Source organism: Hyphomonas sp. UBA4494 (assembly GCF_002388935.1).
Taxonomy (GTDB): Bacteria; Pseudomonadota; Alphaproteobacteria; order Caulobacterales; family Hyphomonadaceae; genus Hyphomonas.
Genome location: NZ_DGNK01000031.1, coordinates 95,635 through 109,343, shown reverse-complemented (window position 1 = coordinate 109,343; position 13,709 = coordinate 95,635). Strand labels below are relative to the sequence as shown.

Genomic DNA, 13,709 nt, shown 5'->3' with positions numbered 1-13,709 from the left:
CCCATGGACCGCATTCCTCGCAGAGCATCCGATCGGTACGGAAATCGAAGGCGAAGTTCGTGGCATCACGGAATTCGGTCTGTTCGTTGGCCTCGGCCCGGACCTCGACGGTATGGTGCACATCAACGACATCGCTTGGGACAAGTCCGGCGAGCAAGCCATTGAAGCCTTCAACAAGGGTGACATGGTCAAGGCGAAAGTCCTGGATGTTGATGTTGATAAAGAGCGCATCTCGCTCGGCATCAAGCAACTGTCCGGCGATCCGATCGAAGCACCTGCAGATGGCGGTTCCGGCGTGAAGCGCGGCACGATTGTCACCTGTACTGTCACCGAGATCACCTCGGGCGGTATCGAAATCGAGTTCGGCTCCCCGGCGATGAAATCCTTCATCCGTCGCTCCGATCTGTCTCGCGATCGTGCAGACCAGCGTCCTGAACGCTTTGCGGTTGGCGACAAGATCGACGCAAAAGTGATGTCGGTGGACCGTTCGTCCCGCCGTGTTTCACTGTCCATCAAGGCCCTCGAAATCGCCGAAGAGGCAGAAGCCGTTGCACAGTACGGATCGGCAGATGCCGGTGCGTCGCTCGGCGATATCCTCGGTGCAGCGCTGGCTTCGTCCGGAACGTCCAAGGAAACCTCGGAAAAGGTCACCCCGACCCCGCCGAGCACGGATGGCGTGGCCACGGCTGACGCGTCTGCGCTGGACGAGAGCGGCCGCCTGTCCGGTCCTCAGGGCGATGCTGACGATCTGAAGCAGATCAAGGGCGTCGGTCCGGCGTTCGAGAAGAAGCTGAACGAAGCAGGTATCTACCACTTCTGGCAGATTGCTGCGCTGACGGATGCTCAGCTGGCTGCTCTCGAAGAGGAAGTTGGTACGTCCGGCAAAGGCGCTGAGTGGAAGGCCCAGTCGGAAGAACTGGCCAGCGCCTGAGGCGGCTGATCCGGTCTCCGGATCAGTATTCTAAAATTGATGAAATGTTTGCGGCGGGGGCCTAGCGCTCCCGCCGCAAATGCGTGTAATATCAAAGACATGCTGAAGTCCGAATTGATTGCAAAACTCGCTGTGGAATACAGTCACCTGCGCCAGGAAGACTTGGAGCGTGTGGTCAATGTTATTCTGGAAGAGATCGGATCTGCTCTCTCGCGTGGTGATCGTGTTGAGTTGCGCGGGTTTGGGGCGTTCTCTGTTCGCCATCGGGATGCGCGCAAAGGTCGAAACCCGCGCACCGGGGAATCTGTTGAAGTTCCGGCGAAATCAGTGCCCTTCTTCAAGGCTGGCAAGGAGCTGCGCGCGCGTGTGAATGGCGGCGAAGACCCTGAAGCCCGCTAGGTTGCGACTGTTATTCCACTGAGTGTGACGACTTGACGCTCTTGGCAAATATACGGCCTAATTCGCGCTCTTAATTGAAAGATCCTAGCAAAAAGGGGCATAGGGATGCTGAAGGAATTCAAAGAGTTCGCCTTGAAGGGCAATCTGGTCGACATGGCCGTAGGCTTTGTCATGGGCGGGGCGTTCGCAACCGTGGTGACGGCTTTCATTCAGGGCGTGTTCCTGCCCCTGCTCGCACCGATCATGGGCGGCATCGACCTCGCCTCCATCGCTTACACGGTTACGCCGGCTGAAGTGAATGCCGCTGGTGAAGTGGTGAAGGAAGCCGCAGTCGTCGAACTGGGCAATTTCATCGCCGCGATCATCTCCTTCATCATCGTGGCATTCGTCATGTTCATGATCATCAAGGGCATGAACAACATGAAGAAAAAAGAAGAAGCCGCGCCCGCTGCACCACCGCGCCAGGAAGTGCTGCTGGAAGAAATTCGCAACCTGCTGGCCAAACAAAGCTAGGCGTGCGTCAACATATTCATGAAGGGTTAAGCACAGTTCGTGTACCTTCATGGATAGTAGAGTAATTGGTAGAGTATTGAGGGGCGGCCTGTTTGGCCGCCCTTCTTTTTTGCCTGCACATCACCTCGCCCTAGATCGAATGGCATGAATGCTGTCGTATTTGGATCATCGGGCGGTGTAGGCCGCGCCCTGGTGGACGCCCTGTTGACGCGTGGGGTCTATCGAACCGTTTTTGGGGTTTCCCGTTGCGGCGACGCCCCTGCGGGGGCAACGGGTCTGAAAGCCGACGCATTGGATGAATCCGCTGTCGAAGCAGCCGCACAAGAGGTGGCTTCAGCAGGAGACGTCAGGCTCTGCATGGTTGCGATTGGGCGCCTACATGATGGCAAGAGCCTCCAGCCTGAAAAATCCTATCGCCATCAGAGCCGGGATGGTTTTGAACGCATTTTCGCTGCCAACACGATTGCGCCGGCATTGATTTCCAAACACATGCTGGGTCGCATGCCTCGGTCCGGTCGATGGGTGTTTGCGCCGCTGTCAGCCCGGGTCGGTTCTATCAGCGACAACCGTCTCGGCGGCTGGCACGCCTACCGCGCATCGAAAGCAGCGCTCAACATGCTGGTTCGCAACTATGCCATCGAATGTGGCCGGACAAACAAGGACTCAATTTGCATCGGGCTCCATCCAGGCACGGTTGAAACAGGATTGTCTGAACCGTTCCAGGCCAATGTGCCGGACAGGCAATTGTTCTCCCCGGCGCAATCAGCCGGACATTTGCTCGATGTCGTTGACGCGCTGACCCCAAATGATTCCGGCAAGCTGTTCGATTGGGCGGGAAAACTCATCCAGCCCTGATTGTTTTCGACATTCGCTGAGGCAAGGCAAAGTTAAGACCGACCTGCCAGACTGGCATGATGGAAACCCTGGCCGCCTTTACTGCCTACCTGACTGACGAACGCCGTATGGCGGACAAGACGGTTGAGGCATATCAGAGCGATCTTGCCGGCTTTTTTGGGTTCCTGAATACACATCTTGGCGAAGCCCCGACGCCGCACCGGTTGGACAAACTCAAGGCTCGCGACGTGCGAAGCTTCCTCGCCCAGCGCCGCCGGGACGGATTGTCAGATGCCTCAATTGCGCGGCTTCTTTCCTCCATCAAGGCGCTGTATCGCTGGCTGGGCCGCACATATGACATTGAAAACGCGGAGATCGCCTATTTGCAGGGTCCGAAGCGTCCACAGCGCCTGCCGCGGCCGGTATCAATTGAGGCAGCGAAGGATCTGATTGAAGAAGCCGGGACAGACCCTGATTCCGAGGCCTGGATAAATGCACGCGACGCGGCGGTACTGTCACTGCTCTATGGTGCGGGCCTGCGGATCTCTGAAGCCCTCAGCCTGACCGGCGGAGATATTCCGGCGCCGGAGCGACTGAGAATTGCCGGAAAAGGCGGCAAGGTGAGGATCGTGCCCCTGATTCCGGTAGTACGGAAGGCCGTTGATACCTATGCAAGTCTTTGTCCCTACAATCTGGGTCGCAACGATGCGTTGTTCCGGGGGGCGAAGGGCGGGGCGCTCAATCAACGCCTGATTCAAGGGTTGGTGCAGAAGCTCCGCGCGGTGCTCGGCTTGCCGGATACTGCGACGCCACATGCGCTTCGCCACGCCTTTGCGACGCACCTTCTGGCAGCTGGCGCAGACCTCCGTGCGATCCAGACTTTGCTGGGCCACGCGTCGCTTTCCACCACTCAAGTGTATACAGGCGTGGACGCCGAGCGCTTGCGCGATGTGCATGCCGCCGCGCATCCAAGAGCCTGAATAGCCTTAGGAAACTCTTTCAAATTGCCCATTCCCGCCTCAATTGAAGGTAATCTTACTGCGATACTGTGGAGAAGTACGCAGAAAGGATTGACGCCATGGGTGTCAAAGGAAACGCAATTCTCGGGCTCATCACGCTGGCCGCTTTTATCGGATGCGGACTAATGGCTCAGGCGCAGGAAAGCCAGGTCGATTATGATGGCTTTGTGGACCTTTCAGCTGAAATCTCAGATTACCGGTCTTCGCGTCTGGTCGATCTCGACACGTTCAACGAAATGAAAGCCGATAGCGATACGATTATCCTGGATACGCGCAGCGCTGAAGCTTATCGCTTGGGACACATCGATGGTGCTGCTCATCTGAACTTCTCCGACTTCACCGATGACAAGCTCGCACAACTGATCCCGTCAAAAGACACGCGCATCCTGATTTATTGCAACAACAATTTCACGGACAATGTTGCGCCTGTTCCGGTCAAGCGGATCGAGCTGGCGTTGAACGTTCCAACCTTCATCAATCTCTACGGCTATGGCTACGAGAATATATATGAACTGGATGGAGCCTACCCGTTGGCGGAGCCCGCCATTCATTGGGTAGGAGAGGTCTCTCCGCTCTAGGCTTTCCAGAGCGCCAACTCTTCAGTAAAACTCAACTGTTCATCTGACGCATTGCATTCAGTGCGGCCTGACGTCATGTGACGCCGCGAGACAATGCAAGAGCGAGATGCCCTGATATGACTGCAGATGCGACGCCTGTTGCCGCCAAGAAGGTCAACCCGAACGCGCCGACTGAGGAAACCGTCCTCGAGGTGAAACACTATACGGACCGGCTGTTCCGGTTCCGTTTGACCCGGCCGTCGACTTTCCGATTCCGGTCAGGCGAGTTCGTGATGATCGGGCTCTATAAAGATGACGGCCGTCCATTGCTTCGCGCATATTCCATTGCCAGCCCAAGCTGGGATGAGGAGCTCGAATTCTATTCGATCAAGGTCGCTGACGGCCCGTTGACGTCTCGCTTGCAAGCGATTCAGCCGGGCGACAAGGTTCTGCTCGGCAAGAAGCCGACCGGTACGCTGGTGCATGACGCGCTGGTGCCGGGCAAGCGGCTTTATTGTTTCTCCACCGGCACGGGCTTTGCGCCGTTTGCCAGTGTCGTGCGCGATCCGGAGACGTATGAGAAATTCGACGAAGTCATCGTCACCCATACCTGCCGTGAAGCCGCGGAACTCGATTATTCCAAGGAAATCGTGGAAGAGACGCTGAATCATGAATTCCTTGGCGAACTGGCTCAGGGCAAACTGCGTCGCTATGGAAGCTGCACGCGCGAGGACTATGAGTACAAGGGCCGTATTACTGATCTGATCGACAGTGGGAAACTGTTCGAGGACCTTGGCGTACCGCCCCTGAACCCGGAAACCGACCGCGTCATGATTTGTGGCTCCATGGAGATGATCCAGGATGTGAAGGATTTGATGATCAAGGCGGGCTTGACCGAGGGTTCGAACGCGTCGCCAGCAGAATTCGTCATCGAAAAGGCCTTTGCGGGCTAAGCCTGACCCGACAAGTATATTGGCGCTTTTGCGCTGGCATGGTTAATCTTCCTGTATGGGAGGACGTAGCAACATGCGTAGAGTTTCAACATTGACTGTGGGCCTTTTGGCCGCCGCCATTTCTTCCGGTTTCAGCGCGTCTGCACAGGATCGCGCCTGTCGCGTGGAGGATACGCCCACCGGTGCCAAAGTCGTTGGCGGCGTCAACGCGCATCTTGCCAACTGGCCTGGCATCGCGTCGATCCAGCTGAACACGCAACGGGGCGCCTTCCATGTCTGTGGCGCGGCAGCAATTTCGAAAGAATGGATCCTGACCGCCGCACATTGCGTCGAAGGCTTCAGGGTTTCGGAACAGAGCGGACGCGTTTTCGCCTTCGAGGATGCAGGAGATGGTGGGCAGGAGCGGAAGATCGCAGCCATTCGGGTCCAGCTTGGCACCGGCGATCTCGGGCGCACCCCGGAAGGGTCACAAGCTGCATTCGTAACGGAGGTTGTCACGCACCCGGCTTATGCGGGCGCCGAAGACATCTACAAGGGTGCGGACATCGCGCTCATGAAACTCGACACGCTATGGGAGGGACCACTTGCGACCCTGTCGACAGATGCGACGACGGACAGATTGTCCAAGGCGGGTGAGGAGGCTTGGGTGGCCGGGTTTGGTAATCTGTTGGAACTGGAGCCGGGCCAACGCACCAAATGGCAGAATGCGCGCAATTTCGCACTCGCTGCGCCGAGCCTCGTCTTGCAGGAAACTTCGGCCCCAACCGTGGCAGCATCGGTGTGTCAGGCGCGTCTTCGCAAGGCCTCCATGCTGGAAGGCTATCCGGCGGATTACCAGTCGCTAATCGTGGATAAGACTCTCGTCTGCGCCGGGCTGGAGCAAGGCGGCCAAGATGCCTGTCAGGGCGACAGTGGCGGTCCACTGGTGAAATACGACAAGAATGGTTGTCCCTACCAGATCGGCGTTGTCAGCTGGGGAGTCGGGTGCGGACGGCAGGAGAGCCCCGGCGCCTATACGCGGGTATCTGCGTATGCGGATTGGATTCGCACCTATGTGCCGGATGCGAATTTCGTTCAGTATGCACAGGTTCCACCGCCCACGCGCGGCGTACCTGACCTTGTTTCGAGCGTGCAGCACGATTTCGATACGATCGTCAAAGATATGCCGGTCACGTTGGTGAATGCGGCAGGCCAGCAAGTGTCGGTCGTCGAGAACGGCCAAATGGTCGACCTGAAAGTGACCTTGCCTGTCCGGGGAAAGCTGGTCCTGTTCGATTACAATGCCGATGAAGTGCTGACACAGCTCTATCCGAACCCGGTTGAAGCAACGGGACGCTGGCCAGTGCGTGAAGCGGGCGAAACCGTATTCCTGGCAAAGGATATCTTTGGCGAACCGGGCCTGCAGGCCGGGCCGCCGCTGGGCCCTCAATCCATGATCGCCATGGTCGTGCCGGAAGATGCGCGCTTGCCGGTTTCACCCCAGCAGGGCTTTCAACAGATTGATGCTCCGGTCGATTACATTACCCGTCTGGTGCGGACTGCATTGCGCCAACAGCAAACGGTGCGTGGGCTGTTCCGCATTGCTGCTGCAGAGGCGGGCGAAGTGGCCGAAGCTGAGCCCGAGGTACGCTCCGAGACGGTCCCGCCGGAACCGAAGCTGGCCATGGGCGTGCTGAACTATTGCATCGACTCGCGGATCTGCGGGACAGGAAATGACGAGCCGTCCGACGACCCGAGATAGATCAAATTCGCAACATCGCGTTCAGCGGGTAGTTACCGTAGCCGTGTTACGCGAGAGGGATGCTCCGCCGCCTCATTGCCATCCTGCTGACAGTATATGCGATCGCCTTTGCCTTCGGCGCGCTGACGGCTGTGCGGTGGCCCTCAATCATGATGGCGCTCAGCTGGGTGGTGCAGGATGATATTGCGTCTGGTTTGGAGAGCGTGGACTGGCGCCAGCTCGGCATTGCACATGGTGGGCCCTATCTGCTCGCGGCGCTGTGTTTCTATTGCTCGGCTGCAATGATTGCCGCGCGTCGCCCGGGCGGTGTGCTGTGGTACTTTATGGGCGTCGTCGCGGGAATCCCGTGTCTTTATCTCGTGACGTTCGAGCCCGGTTGGTGGAATGATCCCAGCGCAGCCGAAGGCGCCATTGCGGGGGCATGCGCTGGTGCGGTGCTGCTGATGCTCGCCGTGTGGGAATTGCGACTGCGGACACAGCGCAAGGCGGAATCCGCTGAGCAAGTGGCTCCATTGGTCCTTTCCCGGCCGGTGCTTGTCAGTGAGCCCTTGCCGGATCGGCGCAAGCGGTCGGTTCCGTCAAAACCGGTCCGGCCAGCCATTGTGCCTGCTGCGATTGCTCGTCAGCGCGCGAGCTTTGCCGCCCATGGCCGCAAGATGAATGCGCGTCGTCGCCGCGCCGTCTGAGCGTTCCAAAGCCAGATAGCATTTGCTGTCGTGCCGTCATGCCCGTACCCTCACCGATATAAGGGATGAGGATCATACATGATGAGCGTAAGGCGTATCATTGGACTAGTTCTGGCGCTGCTGGGGGGATGGCTGTTCTGGGGCGGCGCAGCAACCGTCAACATGCTGGTTAATCGGGGCAGTGGCCTGTCGGACGCGCTTATGCAACCGCCTACAAGCTTGGTGCGACTGGTCGCAACGGGGCTCATTCTGCTCGGCGGGCTCGCTGTCATGGCTGGAAAAGGTTTTGGACGCTCGGTCGCACTGGCAGGAATCCTCGTATTCACCCTGCTAGCGGGTCTGATGGTATTGTCAGGCGCTGATCCGATCCTCTGGACGGATGAAGTCGTTATCACCGGTGTGTTTTGGACGCTTTTCGCAGGCCTTGTCGTGACGAAACGCAGCTAATCCAAACTAGCAGACCCTGCCGCATTGATTTCAGAAGCAAAATGCCTAGTTTGGCGGCTCAATCCTACTGGGCCCTCTAAGCAAGGCAGATTTCCCCATGGCTGAGACATACGACGTCGTCATTATCGGTGGCGGCCCCGGCGGCTACAATTGCGCAATTCGTGCCGGACAGCTCGGCCTGAAGACCGTGTGTATCGAGGATCGCGGTGTGCTGGGCGGCACCTGCCTGAACGTCGGGTGTATCCCCTCCAAGGCGCTTCTGCATGCTTCGGAACTCTACGCAACAGCGCAGAACGAATTTGAAGGCATGGGCATCAAGACCGGCAAGCTGGAAATTGATCTCGACCAGATGATGGCTCAGAAAACCGCAGCGGTTGACGGTCTGACCAAGGGCATCGAATTTCTCTTCAAGAAGAACAAGGTCGATTACATCAAGGGCCGCGGCAAGATCCTTGGCAAAGGGAAAGTCGAAGTCAAAGGACTCGATGGCAAGACCCAGACCCTGGACACGAAGAACATCGTGATCGCGACGGGCTCTGAGCCAGCCAACCTTCCAGGCATTGAGATCGATGAAGAACGCGTCGTGACAAATGTCGGTGCGCTGTCGCTGACCTCGATTCCAAAACGTCTCGTCCTGATCGGGGCCGGTGTGATCGGTCTCGAAATGGGATCGGTCTGGGCACGTCTCGGCTCGGAAGTGACTGTGGTGGAGTATCTTGATCGCGTCATGCCGGGCGCCGATGCGGATGTCGCCAAGGAAGCCCAGAAGATCTTCAAGAAGCAGGGCCTGAATTTCCGTCTCGGCATGAAAGTGACCGGCGTCGAGAAACTCAAATCCAAACTGAAGCTGAGCATGGAGCCGGCTGCGGGCGGTGAAACTGAAGTGCTTGACGCCGATGTCGTAATCGTTGCGATTGGTCGCAAGCCGTACACGGAAGGCCTTGGCCTCGAAGTGGTTGGCGGCACGACAGACAAGCGCGGCGTCGTGCAAGTGACCGATGGTCACTTCAAGGTAGCTGACGGCGTCTGGGCTGTGGGCGATTGCATTCACGGGCCGATGCTGGCGCACAAGGCTGAGGACGACGGCACGGCTGTTGCTGAATTGATCGCTGGCAAGGCAGGTCATGTGAATTACGACCTCGTGCCAAGCGTAGTCTACACCAAGCCGGAAATGGCATGGGTCGGTCATACGGAAGAACAACTGAAAGAAGCCGGCGTGGAATATGTGAAAAGCAAATTCCCCTTCATGGCCAATTCGCGCGCCCGCACAAACCACGAAACAGACGGGTTCGTGAAAATGCTGGCCGACAAGAAGACCGACAGAATCCTCGGGGTTCATATGGTTGGTGTGGGCGTTGGCGAACTTATTGCCGAGATCTGCGTCGCCATGGAATTCGGTGCGGCCTCGGAAGATATTGCCCGTACCTGTCATGCTCACCCCACCCTGTCGGAAGCGGTCCGTCAGGCGGCGATGGGTATCGAAGGCTGGACGATGCAAATGTAGGCATTCGGCAATTTGCCGAAATGCGTCTGAGATAAAGAGTGGACCTGATCATGCATCGGGCCCACTCTTTTCACATGTACACACATACTGGAGCAGGCTGGCATATCCGTGACTTTGAACGCCGGGACTATCGCCCGTGCTATCAATTGTTTCGTGATTGCCTGAGAGAGTTTCCGTGGCGCGGTCCGGCGGCACCCTATCTGAGGCAATTGTTCAACTCCCTGCCGACGGCGCGGGCCTGGGTCGCAGAGGAGCCGCAGGCGGGCGTGGTCGGCTTCCTGACGCTGCGTCCCGATTCCGGCTATGTCGATCATCTCTTTGTGGCACCTGATTGGCGCCTGTGCGGCGTTGGTCGCGGCCTGTTGCATGTCGGGCGAGACGTGATGGGAGAGCCGCTACTGCTTGATGTCGATGCGCAAAATTCGCCGGCGCGGAAGGCCTATGAGGCGCTGGGCTGGAAGGATTTTGCCCGGACCGGCGAAGCCGGCAATGAACAGATTCGCCTGATCGGACCCTGACCCTTATTCTGCTGCCCGCATCAGCGCCTGCATCCGGTCCAGCCATCCCATCCAGGCTTTTCGGCCCGGCTCAGTCAAGTGGATACGTGTCTGGGGCCGGCGGCCAACGAAGCGCTTTTCCAGTTCGACATATCCGGCCTCTTCCAGTTTCCGCAAATGCGTGGACAGGTTTCCATCTGTCGCCCCGACCTTGTCGCGCAACTCTCCGAAAATGGCGGGACTGACACTGGAAAGGTAAGCCATGATGCCGAGGCGGAGACGCCCATGGATGACATCGTCGATGTCGTTGTGATCGAAGGGGTTTTTCTCGGGCATGGGCGTTACACTGTGTCCGAGGGTTCGTTCCGCATCAATAGAAGGCCGGGTAACAGGACACAGAGCGCCGCTACGGCTGATCCGAGAAGCACGATGTAAGGCGTCTGCATGAGGAGCACCGCTGGCAATGTGCTGGCCATGGCGGCACTGCCGCTAAGAGAGAGGATGCGGTTTTGTGCCATCACGCCGGATACGTATTGGGCCAGGCCATAGAGCCCGATCACCATTGGGACTGACCACATGAAGGCGGCGGTACCTTGACCCAACAGGGCCGAAATGAAGGCTCCCATGAAGTAGGCGCCAAGAAAATAGCCTGCCGCCTGCCAAACGATGAGAGAAACCTGATTTCCCACTGAGGCGGCCCCCGGCTTGTGGGCAGAGAAGCCTGCCTGCATGATGAACATGCCGCCCATGCCGAGGACGACATAGCCGATCCAGAGGAAGGCGAACGCCATGGGCGAAAGACCCCACATGCCCGTCGCAATGGCGTAGTGACCGAGATAGGCCAGTGTGGTCAGCGCGCCCCACAAGATCAGGAAGCGTCCGCCGAGGAGCGGCGCCTTCTGTCCGGCTTCTGCCAGATCGCGCACATAGGCAAGATCATCGGTGAGGGATCGAGGGCTCATTTTCGTCTCCACAAATAACTTTGAAAAACAAAGTATATTCGTATCGGAAAATGTCAAGCAATCCAAATGGCTGCCAAACGGAACTTTGAATTTGGTCAGAAGGTTGACTCAGCCCTCGGCGAGGCGTGCCATTTCGGCGTCGGACAGTTCGGAATTGTCGTAGACATTCTGCACGTCATCCAATTCGTCGAGCACGTCCAGCAGCTTCATCAACGTGTCGGCCGCGTCGCCGTCCACCGGGATATTGTTCTGCGGCTTCCAGATCAATTTCGTCGATTTGGCCTCGACATCTGCGCCGAAATGTTCAGTCAGCGCGTCGGCTACGGTCTGGAGGTCTTCGCGAGCCGTGTAGATCCAGTGGCTTTCGGCATCTGATTCCACGTCCTGAGCGCCCGCAAGGATCGCCGCTTCCATGACTTCGTCTTCGGTGCCCACGCTCGCAGGATACTCGATCTCGCCAACCTGATCGAAACTGAACGAGACAGAGCCCGTTTCGCCGAGATTGCCGCCATNNNTCGCCGTGCGGTTCTTGTTGTCCGTTGACGCCTCGACGATTACGCCAACACCGCCGGGCCCGAAGCCTTCATAGCGGATGTCCACATAGTCTTCGCCGCCGCCGCCCTGGCCCTTGTCGATGGCNNCGCGCTGGATATTGTCCTTGGGGACGGACTGGCCCTTCGCGTTCTGGATAGCGAGTCGTAGGCGCGGATTTCCATCCGGATCTGGCCCGCCCATCTTGGATGCAATCGTGATTTCTTTGGACAGGCGCGCGAAGAGTACGGCGCGCTTCTTGTCCTGTGCGCCTTTGCGGTGCTGGATATTTGCCCATTTACTATGGCCTGCCATGGCGCCCTCTTCGAATTTGGTCTGATCAGGAGAAGGGAGGCGTTTAGCGCAGGTTTGCAAAACGGCCAAGCTCCCCGTGTGCTACGGGCTATCTGGGGCAGGGAATTGCATTTCTGCAGCACACCGGCGCGAGCGTTGCAAAATTTTCCGCGCCAAATTGACACTTACGTCAACGTCAACCTTGCGTCTTTTCTGCGCGGGCGTTAGGCACACCCCACACGAGTTTAATTCCAACTATGTCTGGAGCGGTTGTATGAAGGTCCTGGTACCGGTCAAACGCGTCATCGACTATAACGTCAAAGTTCGGGTGAAGCCCGATCAGACGGGTGTCGATCTCGCAAACGTCAAAATGTCGATGAACCCATTTGACGAGATTTCTGTCGAAGAAGCAGTTCGCATGAAGGAAGCCGGCACGGCGACCGAAGTTGTGATCGTGTCCATCGGTCCGAAACAGGCTCAGGAAACCATTCGCACGGCGCTGGCCATGGGCGGCGACCGCGGCATCTTGATCAATACGGACGAAACCGTCGAACCGCTGGCTGTTGCGAAAATCCTTGCAAAAGTTGTTGCAGAAGAGAGCCCGGACCTGGTGCTCCTCGGCAAGCAGGCAATTGACGATGATTCCAACCAGACCGGCCAGATGCTGGCAGCGTTGCTGGACTGGCCACAAGGCACATTCGCTTACAAGATCGAGAAGGACGGCGACGCCCTGACCGTGACCCGCGAAGTCGATGGTGGCCTGCAGACCGTGAAACTGGCCACACCGGCAATTGTCACCGTCGATTTGCGCCTGAACGAGCCGCGCTANNAGGCGAAGAAGAAGCCAATCGATGAGAAAGCTCCCGGCGATTATGGCGTCGACATCTCGCCGCGCCTGTCAGTTGTGAAAGTGACTGAGCCGCCTGTGCGCGAGGCGGGTGAAAAGGTCGAAGACGTTGCGACGCTTGTTTCGAAACTCAAATCAGCAGGAGCGATCTAATGGCTGTTCTGGTTATTGCTGAACACGACAATGCGTCCTTGAACGACGCGACCCACAAAGTCGTTACCGCAGCTGCAAAGTTTGGCGGCGACGTAGACATCCTGGTGGCTGGCGAAGGCGCAGGCGACGTGGCAGCTGCTGCTGCCAAGGTTTCCGGTGTCCGCAAGGTCGTTCACGTGGATGGCGCCTCGGTTGCCAAGCAATTGGCGGAAGCCATGGAAGCCCTCGTGGTGCCAATGATGTCCGGCTATGATGCCGTCTTCATCCCGGCCACGACGACGGGCAAGAACATGGCTCCGCGTATCGCGGCCAAGCTGGACGTCATGCAGCTGTCGGATATCACGGATGTCATCGACACCGACACGTTCGNNGATCTATGCCGGTAACGCCATCCTGACGGTGAAGTCTTCCGATGCGAAGAAAGTCATCACGGTTCGTGGCACAGCGTTCGAAGCTGCTGGTGAAGATGGTTCGGCTTCGGTCGAAGCAGCTGATGCACCTGCAGGACCATTCAAATCCGAATTCGTGTCGGAGCAGATGGTCAAATCCGACCGTCCGGAACTGGCTGGCGCGAAACGCGTCGTGTCCGGTGGCCGCGCGCTGGGTTCGAAAGAAGAATTCGATCGCCTGATCGTGCCGCTGGCTGACAAGCTGGAAGCAGCTGTCGGCGCTTCGCGCGCCGCTGTCGATGCGGGCTACGCCCCGAATGATTATCAGGTGGGCCAGACCGGCAAAATCGTTGCGCCTGAACTGTATGTTGCTGTCGGCATCTCCGGGGCCATCCAGCACCTTGCTGGTATGAAGGACTCCAAGATCATTGTCGCGATCAACAAGGACGAAG

General features: G+C 58.0%; 16 protein-coding genes and 1 pseudogene. 14 read left to right on the top strand and 3 right to left on the bottom strand.

From position 1 onward, the window contains the following. From B2P82_RS12215 to B2P82_RS12160, 12 genes are all read left to right on the top strand, one after another. Positions 1-931: S1 RNA-binding domain-containing protein (locus B2P82_RS12215; protein ID WP_290497208.1), on the top strand; the 931-nt coding region annotated here is incomplete at its 5' end. A gap of 99 nt (positions 932-1,030) precedes the next feature. After that, positions 1,031-1,330, top strand: a complete 300-nt coding sequence (gene ihfB, locus B2P82_RS12210) for an integration host factor subunit beta (protein WP_034814550.1) — start codon at positions 1,031-1,033, stop codon at positions 1,328-1,330. A gap of 105 nt (positions 1,331-1,435) precedes the next feature. Further along, positions 1,436-1,843: a large conductance mechanosensitive channel protein MscL gene (gene mscL / locus B2P82_RS12205; RefSeq protein ID WP_206991660.1), complete on the top strand. Its 408-nt coding sequence runs from the start codon at positions 1,436-1,438 to the stop codon at positions 1,841-1,843. Between the two features lie 144 nt (positions 1,844-1,987). Beyond that, positions 1,988-2,698, top strand: a complete 711-nt coding sequence (locus tag B2P82_RS12200) for an SDR family NAD(P)-dependent oxidoreductase (RefSeq protein ID WP_290497207.1) — start codon at positions 1,988-1,990, stop codon at positions 2,696-2,698. 56 nt (positions 2,699-2,754) lie between these two features. Beyond that, positions 2,755-3,657, top strand: coding sequence for a tyrosine recombinase XerC (locus B2P82_RS12195; protein ID WP_290497206.1), 903 nt, complete (start codon positions 2,755-2,757; stop codon positions 3,655-3,657). A gap of 98 nt (positions 3,658-3,755) precedes the next feature. Continuing rightward, complete coding sequence (locus tag B2P82_RS12190; protein WP_206991658.1) at positions 3,756-4,274, top strand: rhodanese-like domain-containing protein; 519 nt, start codon at positions 3,756-3,758, stop codon at positions 4,272-4,274. A 116-nt stretch (positions 4,275-4,390) separates the two neighbouring features. Further along, the gene (locus tag B2P82_RS12185; protein WP_206991657.1) at positions 4,391-5,206 is read left to right on the top strand and encodes a ferredoxin--NADP reductase; all 816 of its coding nucleotides are present in this window, start codon (positions 4,391-4,393) and stop codon (positions 5,204-5,206) included. A gap of 73 nt (positions 5,207-5,279) precedes the next feature. Then, on the top strand, positions 5,280-6,947 hold the full coding sequence (locus tag B2P82_RS12180) for a serine protease (protein WP_290497205.1): 1,668 nt from the start codon (positions 5,280-5,282) through the stop codon (positions 6,945-6,947). A gap of 59 nt (positions 6,948-7,006) precedes the next feature. Then, the gene (locus B2P82_RS12175) at positions 7,007-7,633 is read left to right on the top strand and encodes a hypothetical protein (RefSeq protein WP_290497204.1); all 627 of its coding nucleotides are present in this window, start codon (positions 7,007-7,009) and stop codon (positions 7,631-7,633) included. Between the two features lie 78 nt (positions 7,634-7,711). Beyond that, positions 7,712-8,080 carry a hypothetical protein gene (locus B2P82_RS12170; protein ID WP_290497203.1) on the top strand — a complete coding sequence of 123 codons (369 nt, stop codon included), beginning with the start codon at positions 7,712-7,714 and terminating at the stop codon, positions 8,078-8,080. A 97-nt stretch (positions 8,081-8,177) separates the two neighbouring features. Then, positions 8,178-9,584: a dihydrolipoyl dehydrogenase gene (lpdA, locus tag B2P82_RS12165; RefSeq protein WP_290497202.1), complete on the top strand. Its 1,407-nt coding sequence runs from the start codon at positions 8,178-8,180 to the stop codon at positions 9,582-9,584. Between the two features lie 74 nt (positions 9,585-9,658). Further along, positions 9,659-10,102, top strand: a complete 444-nt coding sequence (locus B2P82_RS12160) for a GNAT family N-acetyltransferase (RefSeq protein ID WP_206991652.1) — start codon at positions 9,659-9,661, stop codon at positions 10,100-10,102. 3 nt (positions 10,103-10,105) lie between these two features. Here B2P82_RS12160 and B2P82_RS12155 read toward each other — a convergent pair whose 3' ends face one another. The 3 genes from B2P82_RS12155 to B2P82_RS12145 form a co-directional block, all read right to left on the bottom strand. Then, on the bottom strand, positions 10,106-10,417 hold the full coding sequence (locus tag B2P82_RS12155; protein ID WP_034814570.1) for a winged helix-turn-helix domain-containing protein: 312 nt from the start codon (positions 10,415-10,417) through the stop codon (positions 10,106-10,108). A 5-nt stretch (positions 10,418-10,422) separates the two neighbouring features. Next, positions 10,423-11,043 carry a hypothetical protein gene (locus tag B2P82_RS12150; protein WP_290497201.1) on the bottom strand — a complete coding sequence of 207 codons (621 nt, stop codon included), beginning with the start codon at positions 11,041-11,043 and terminating at the stop codon, positions 10,423-10,425. Positions 11,044-11,151: 108 nt separating this feature from the next. Then, a complete protein-coding gene (locus B2P82_RS12145; RefSeq protein WP_290497200.1) occupies positions 11,152-11,889 on the bottom strand; it encodes a YebC/PmpR family DNA-binding transcriptional regulator in 738 nt (245 codons plus the stop codon). 253 nt (positions 11,890-12,142) lie between these two features. Between B2P82_RS12145 and B2P82_RS12140 the strand changes: the two genes are divergently transcribed. Both B2P82_RS12140 and B2P82_RS16980 read left to right on the top strand, forming a co-directional pair. After that, entirely contained in the window at positions 12,143-12,868 is a 726-nt protein-coding gene (locus tag B2P82_RS12140) for an electron transfer flavoprotein subunit beta/FixA family protein (protein ID WP_290497199.1), read from the top strand. Beyond that, positions 12,868-13,709 (top strand): annotated as a pseudogene (locus B2P82_RS16980) (electron transfer flavoprotein subunit alpha/FixB family protein); the annotation flags it as partial. The gene B2P82_RS12140 and the pseudogene B2P82_RS16980, both read left to right, overlap by 1 nt.

Excerpts from the sequence above, each read along its gene's own strand:
- ihfB (WP_034814550.1), top strand. The coding sequence starts at position 1,031 with ATGCTGAAGTCCGAATTGATTGCAAAACTCGCTGTGGAATACAGTCAC.
- mscL (WP_206991660.1), top strand. The coding sequence starts at position 1,436 with ATGCTGAAGGAATTCAAAGAGTTCGCCTTGAAGGGCAATCTGGTCGAC.
- B2P82_RS12200 (WP_290497207.1), top strand. The coding sequence starts at position 1,988 with ATGAATGCTGTCGTATTTGGATCATCGGGCGGTGTAGGCCGCGCCCTG.
- B2P82_RS12195 (WP_290497206.1), top strand. The coding sequence starts at position 2,755 with ATGATGGAAACCCTGGCCGCCTTTACTGCCTACCTGACTGACGAACGC.
- B2P82_RS12190 (WP_206991658.1), top strand. The coding sequence starts at position 3,756 with ATGGGTGTCAAAGGAAACGCAATTCTCGGGCTCATCACGCTGGCCGCT.
- B2P82_RS12185 (WP_206991657.1), top strand. The coding sequence starts at position 4,391 with ATGACTGCAGATGCGACGCCTGTTGCCGCCAAGAAGGTCAACCCGAAC.
- B2P82_RS12180 (WP_290497205.1), top strand. The coding sequence starts at position 5,280 with ATGCGTAGAGTTTCAACATTGACTGTGGGCCTTTTGGCCGCCGCCATT.
- B2P82_RS12175 (WP_290497204.1), top strand. The coding sequence starts at position 7,007 with ATGCTCCGCCGCCTCATTGCCATCCTGCTGACAGTATATGCGATCGCC.
- B2P82_RS12170 (WP_290497203.1), top strand. The coding sequence starts at position 7,712 with ATGATGAGCGTAAGGCGTATCATTGGACTAGTTCTGGCGCTGCTGGGG.
- lpdA (WP_290497202.1), top strand. The coding sequence starts at position 8,178 with ATGGCTGAGACATACGACGTCGTCATTATCGGTGGCGGCCCCGGCGGC.
- B2P82_RS12160 (WP_206991652.1), top strand. The coding sequence starts at position 9,659 with ATGTACACACATACTGGAGCAGGCTGGCATATCCGTGACTTTGAACGC.
- B2P82_RS12155 (WP_034814570.1), bottom strand. The coding sequence starts at position 10,417 with ATGCCCGAGAAAAACCCCTTCGATCACAACGACATCGACGATGTCATC.
- B2P82_RS12150 (WP_290497201.1), bottom strand. The coding sequence starts at position 11,043 with ATGAGCCCTCGATCCCTCACCGATGATCTTGCCTATGTGCGCGATCTG.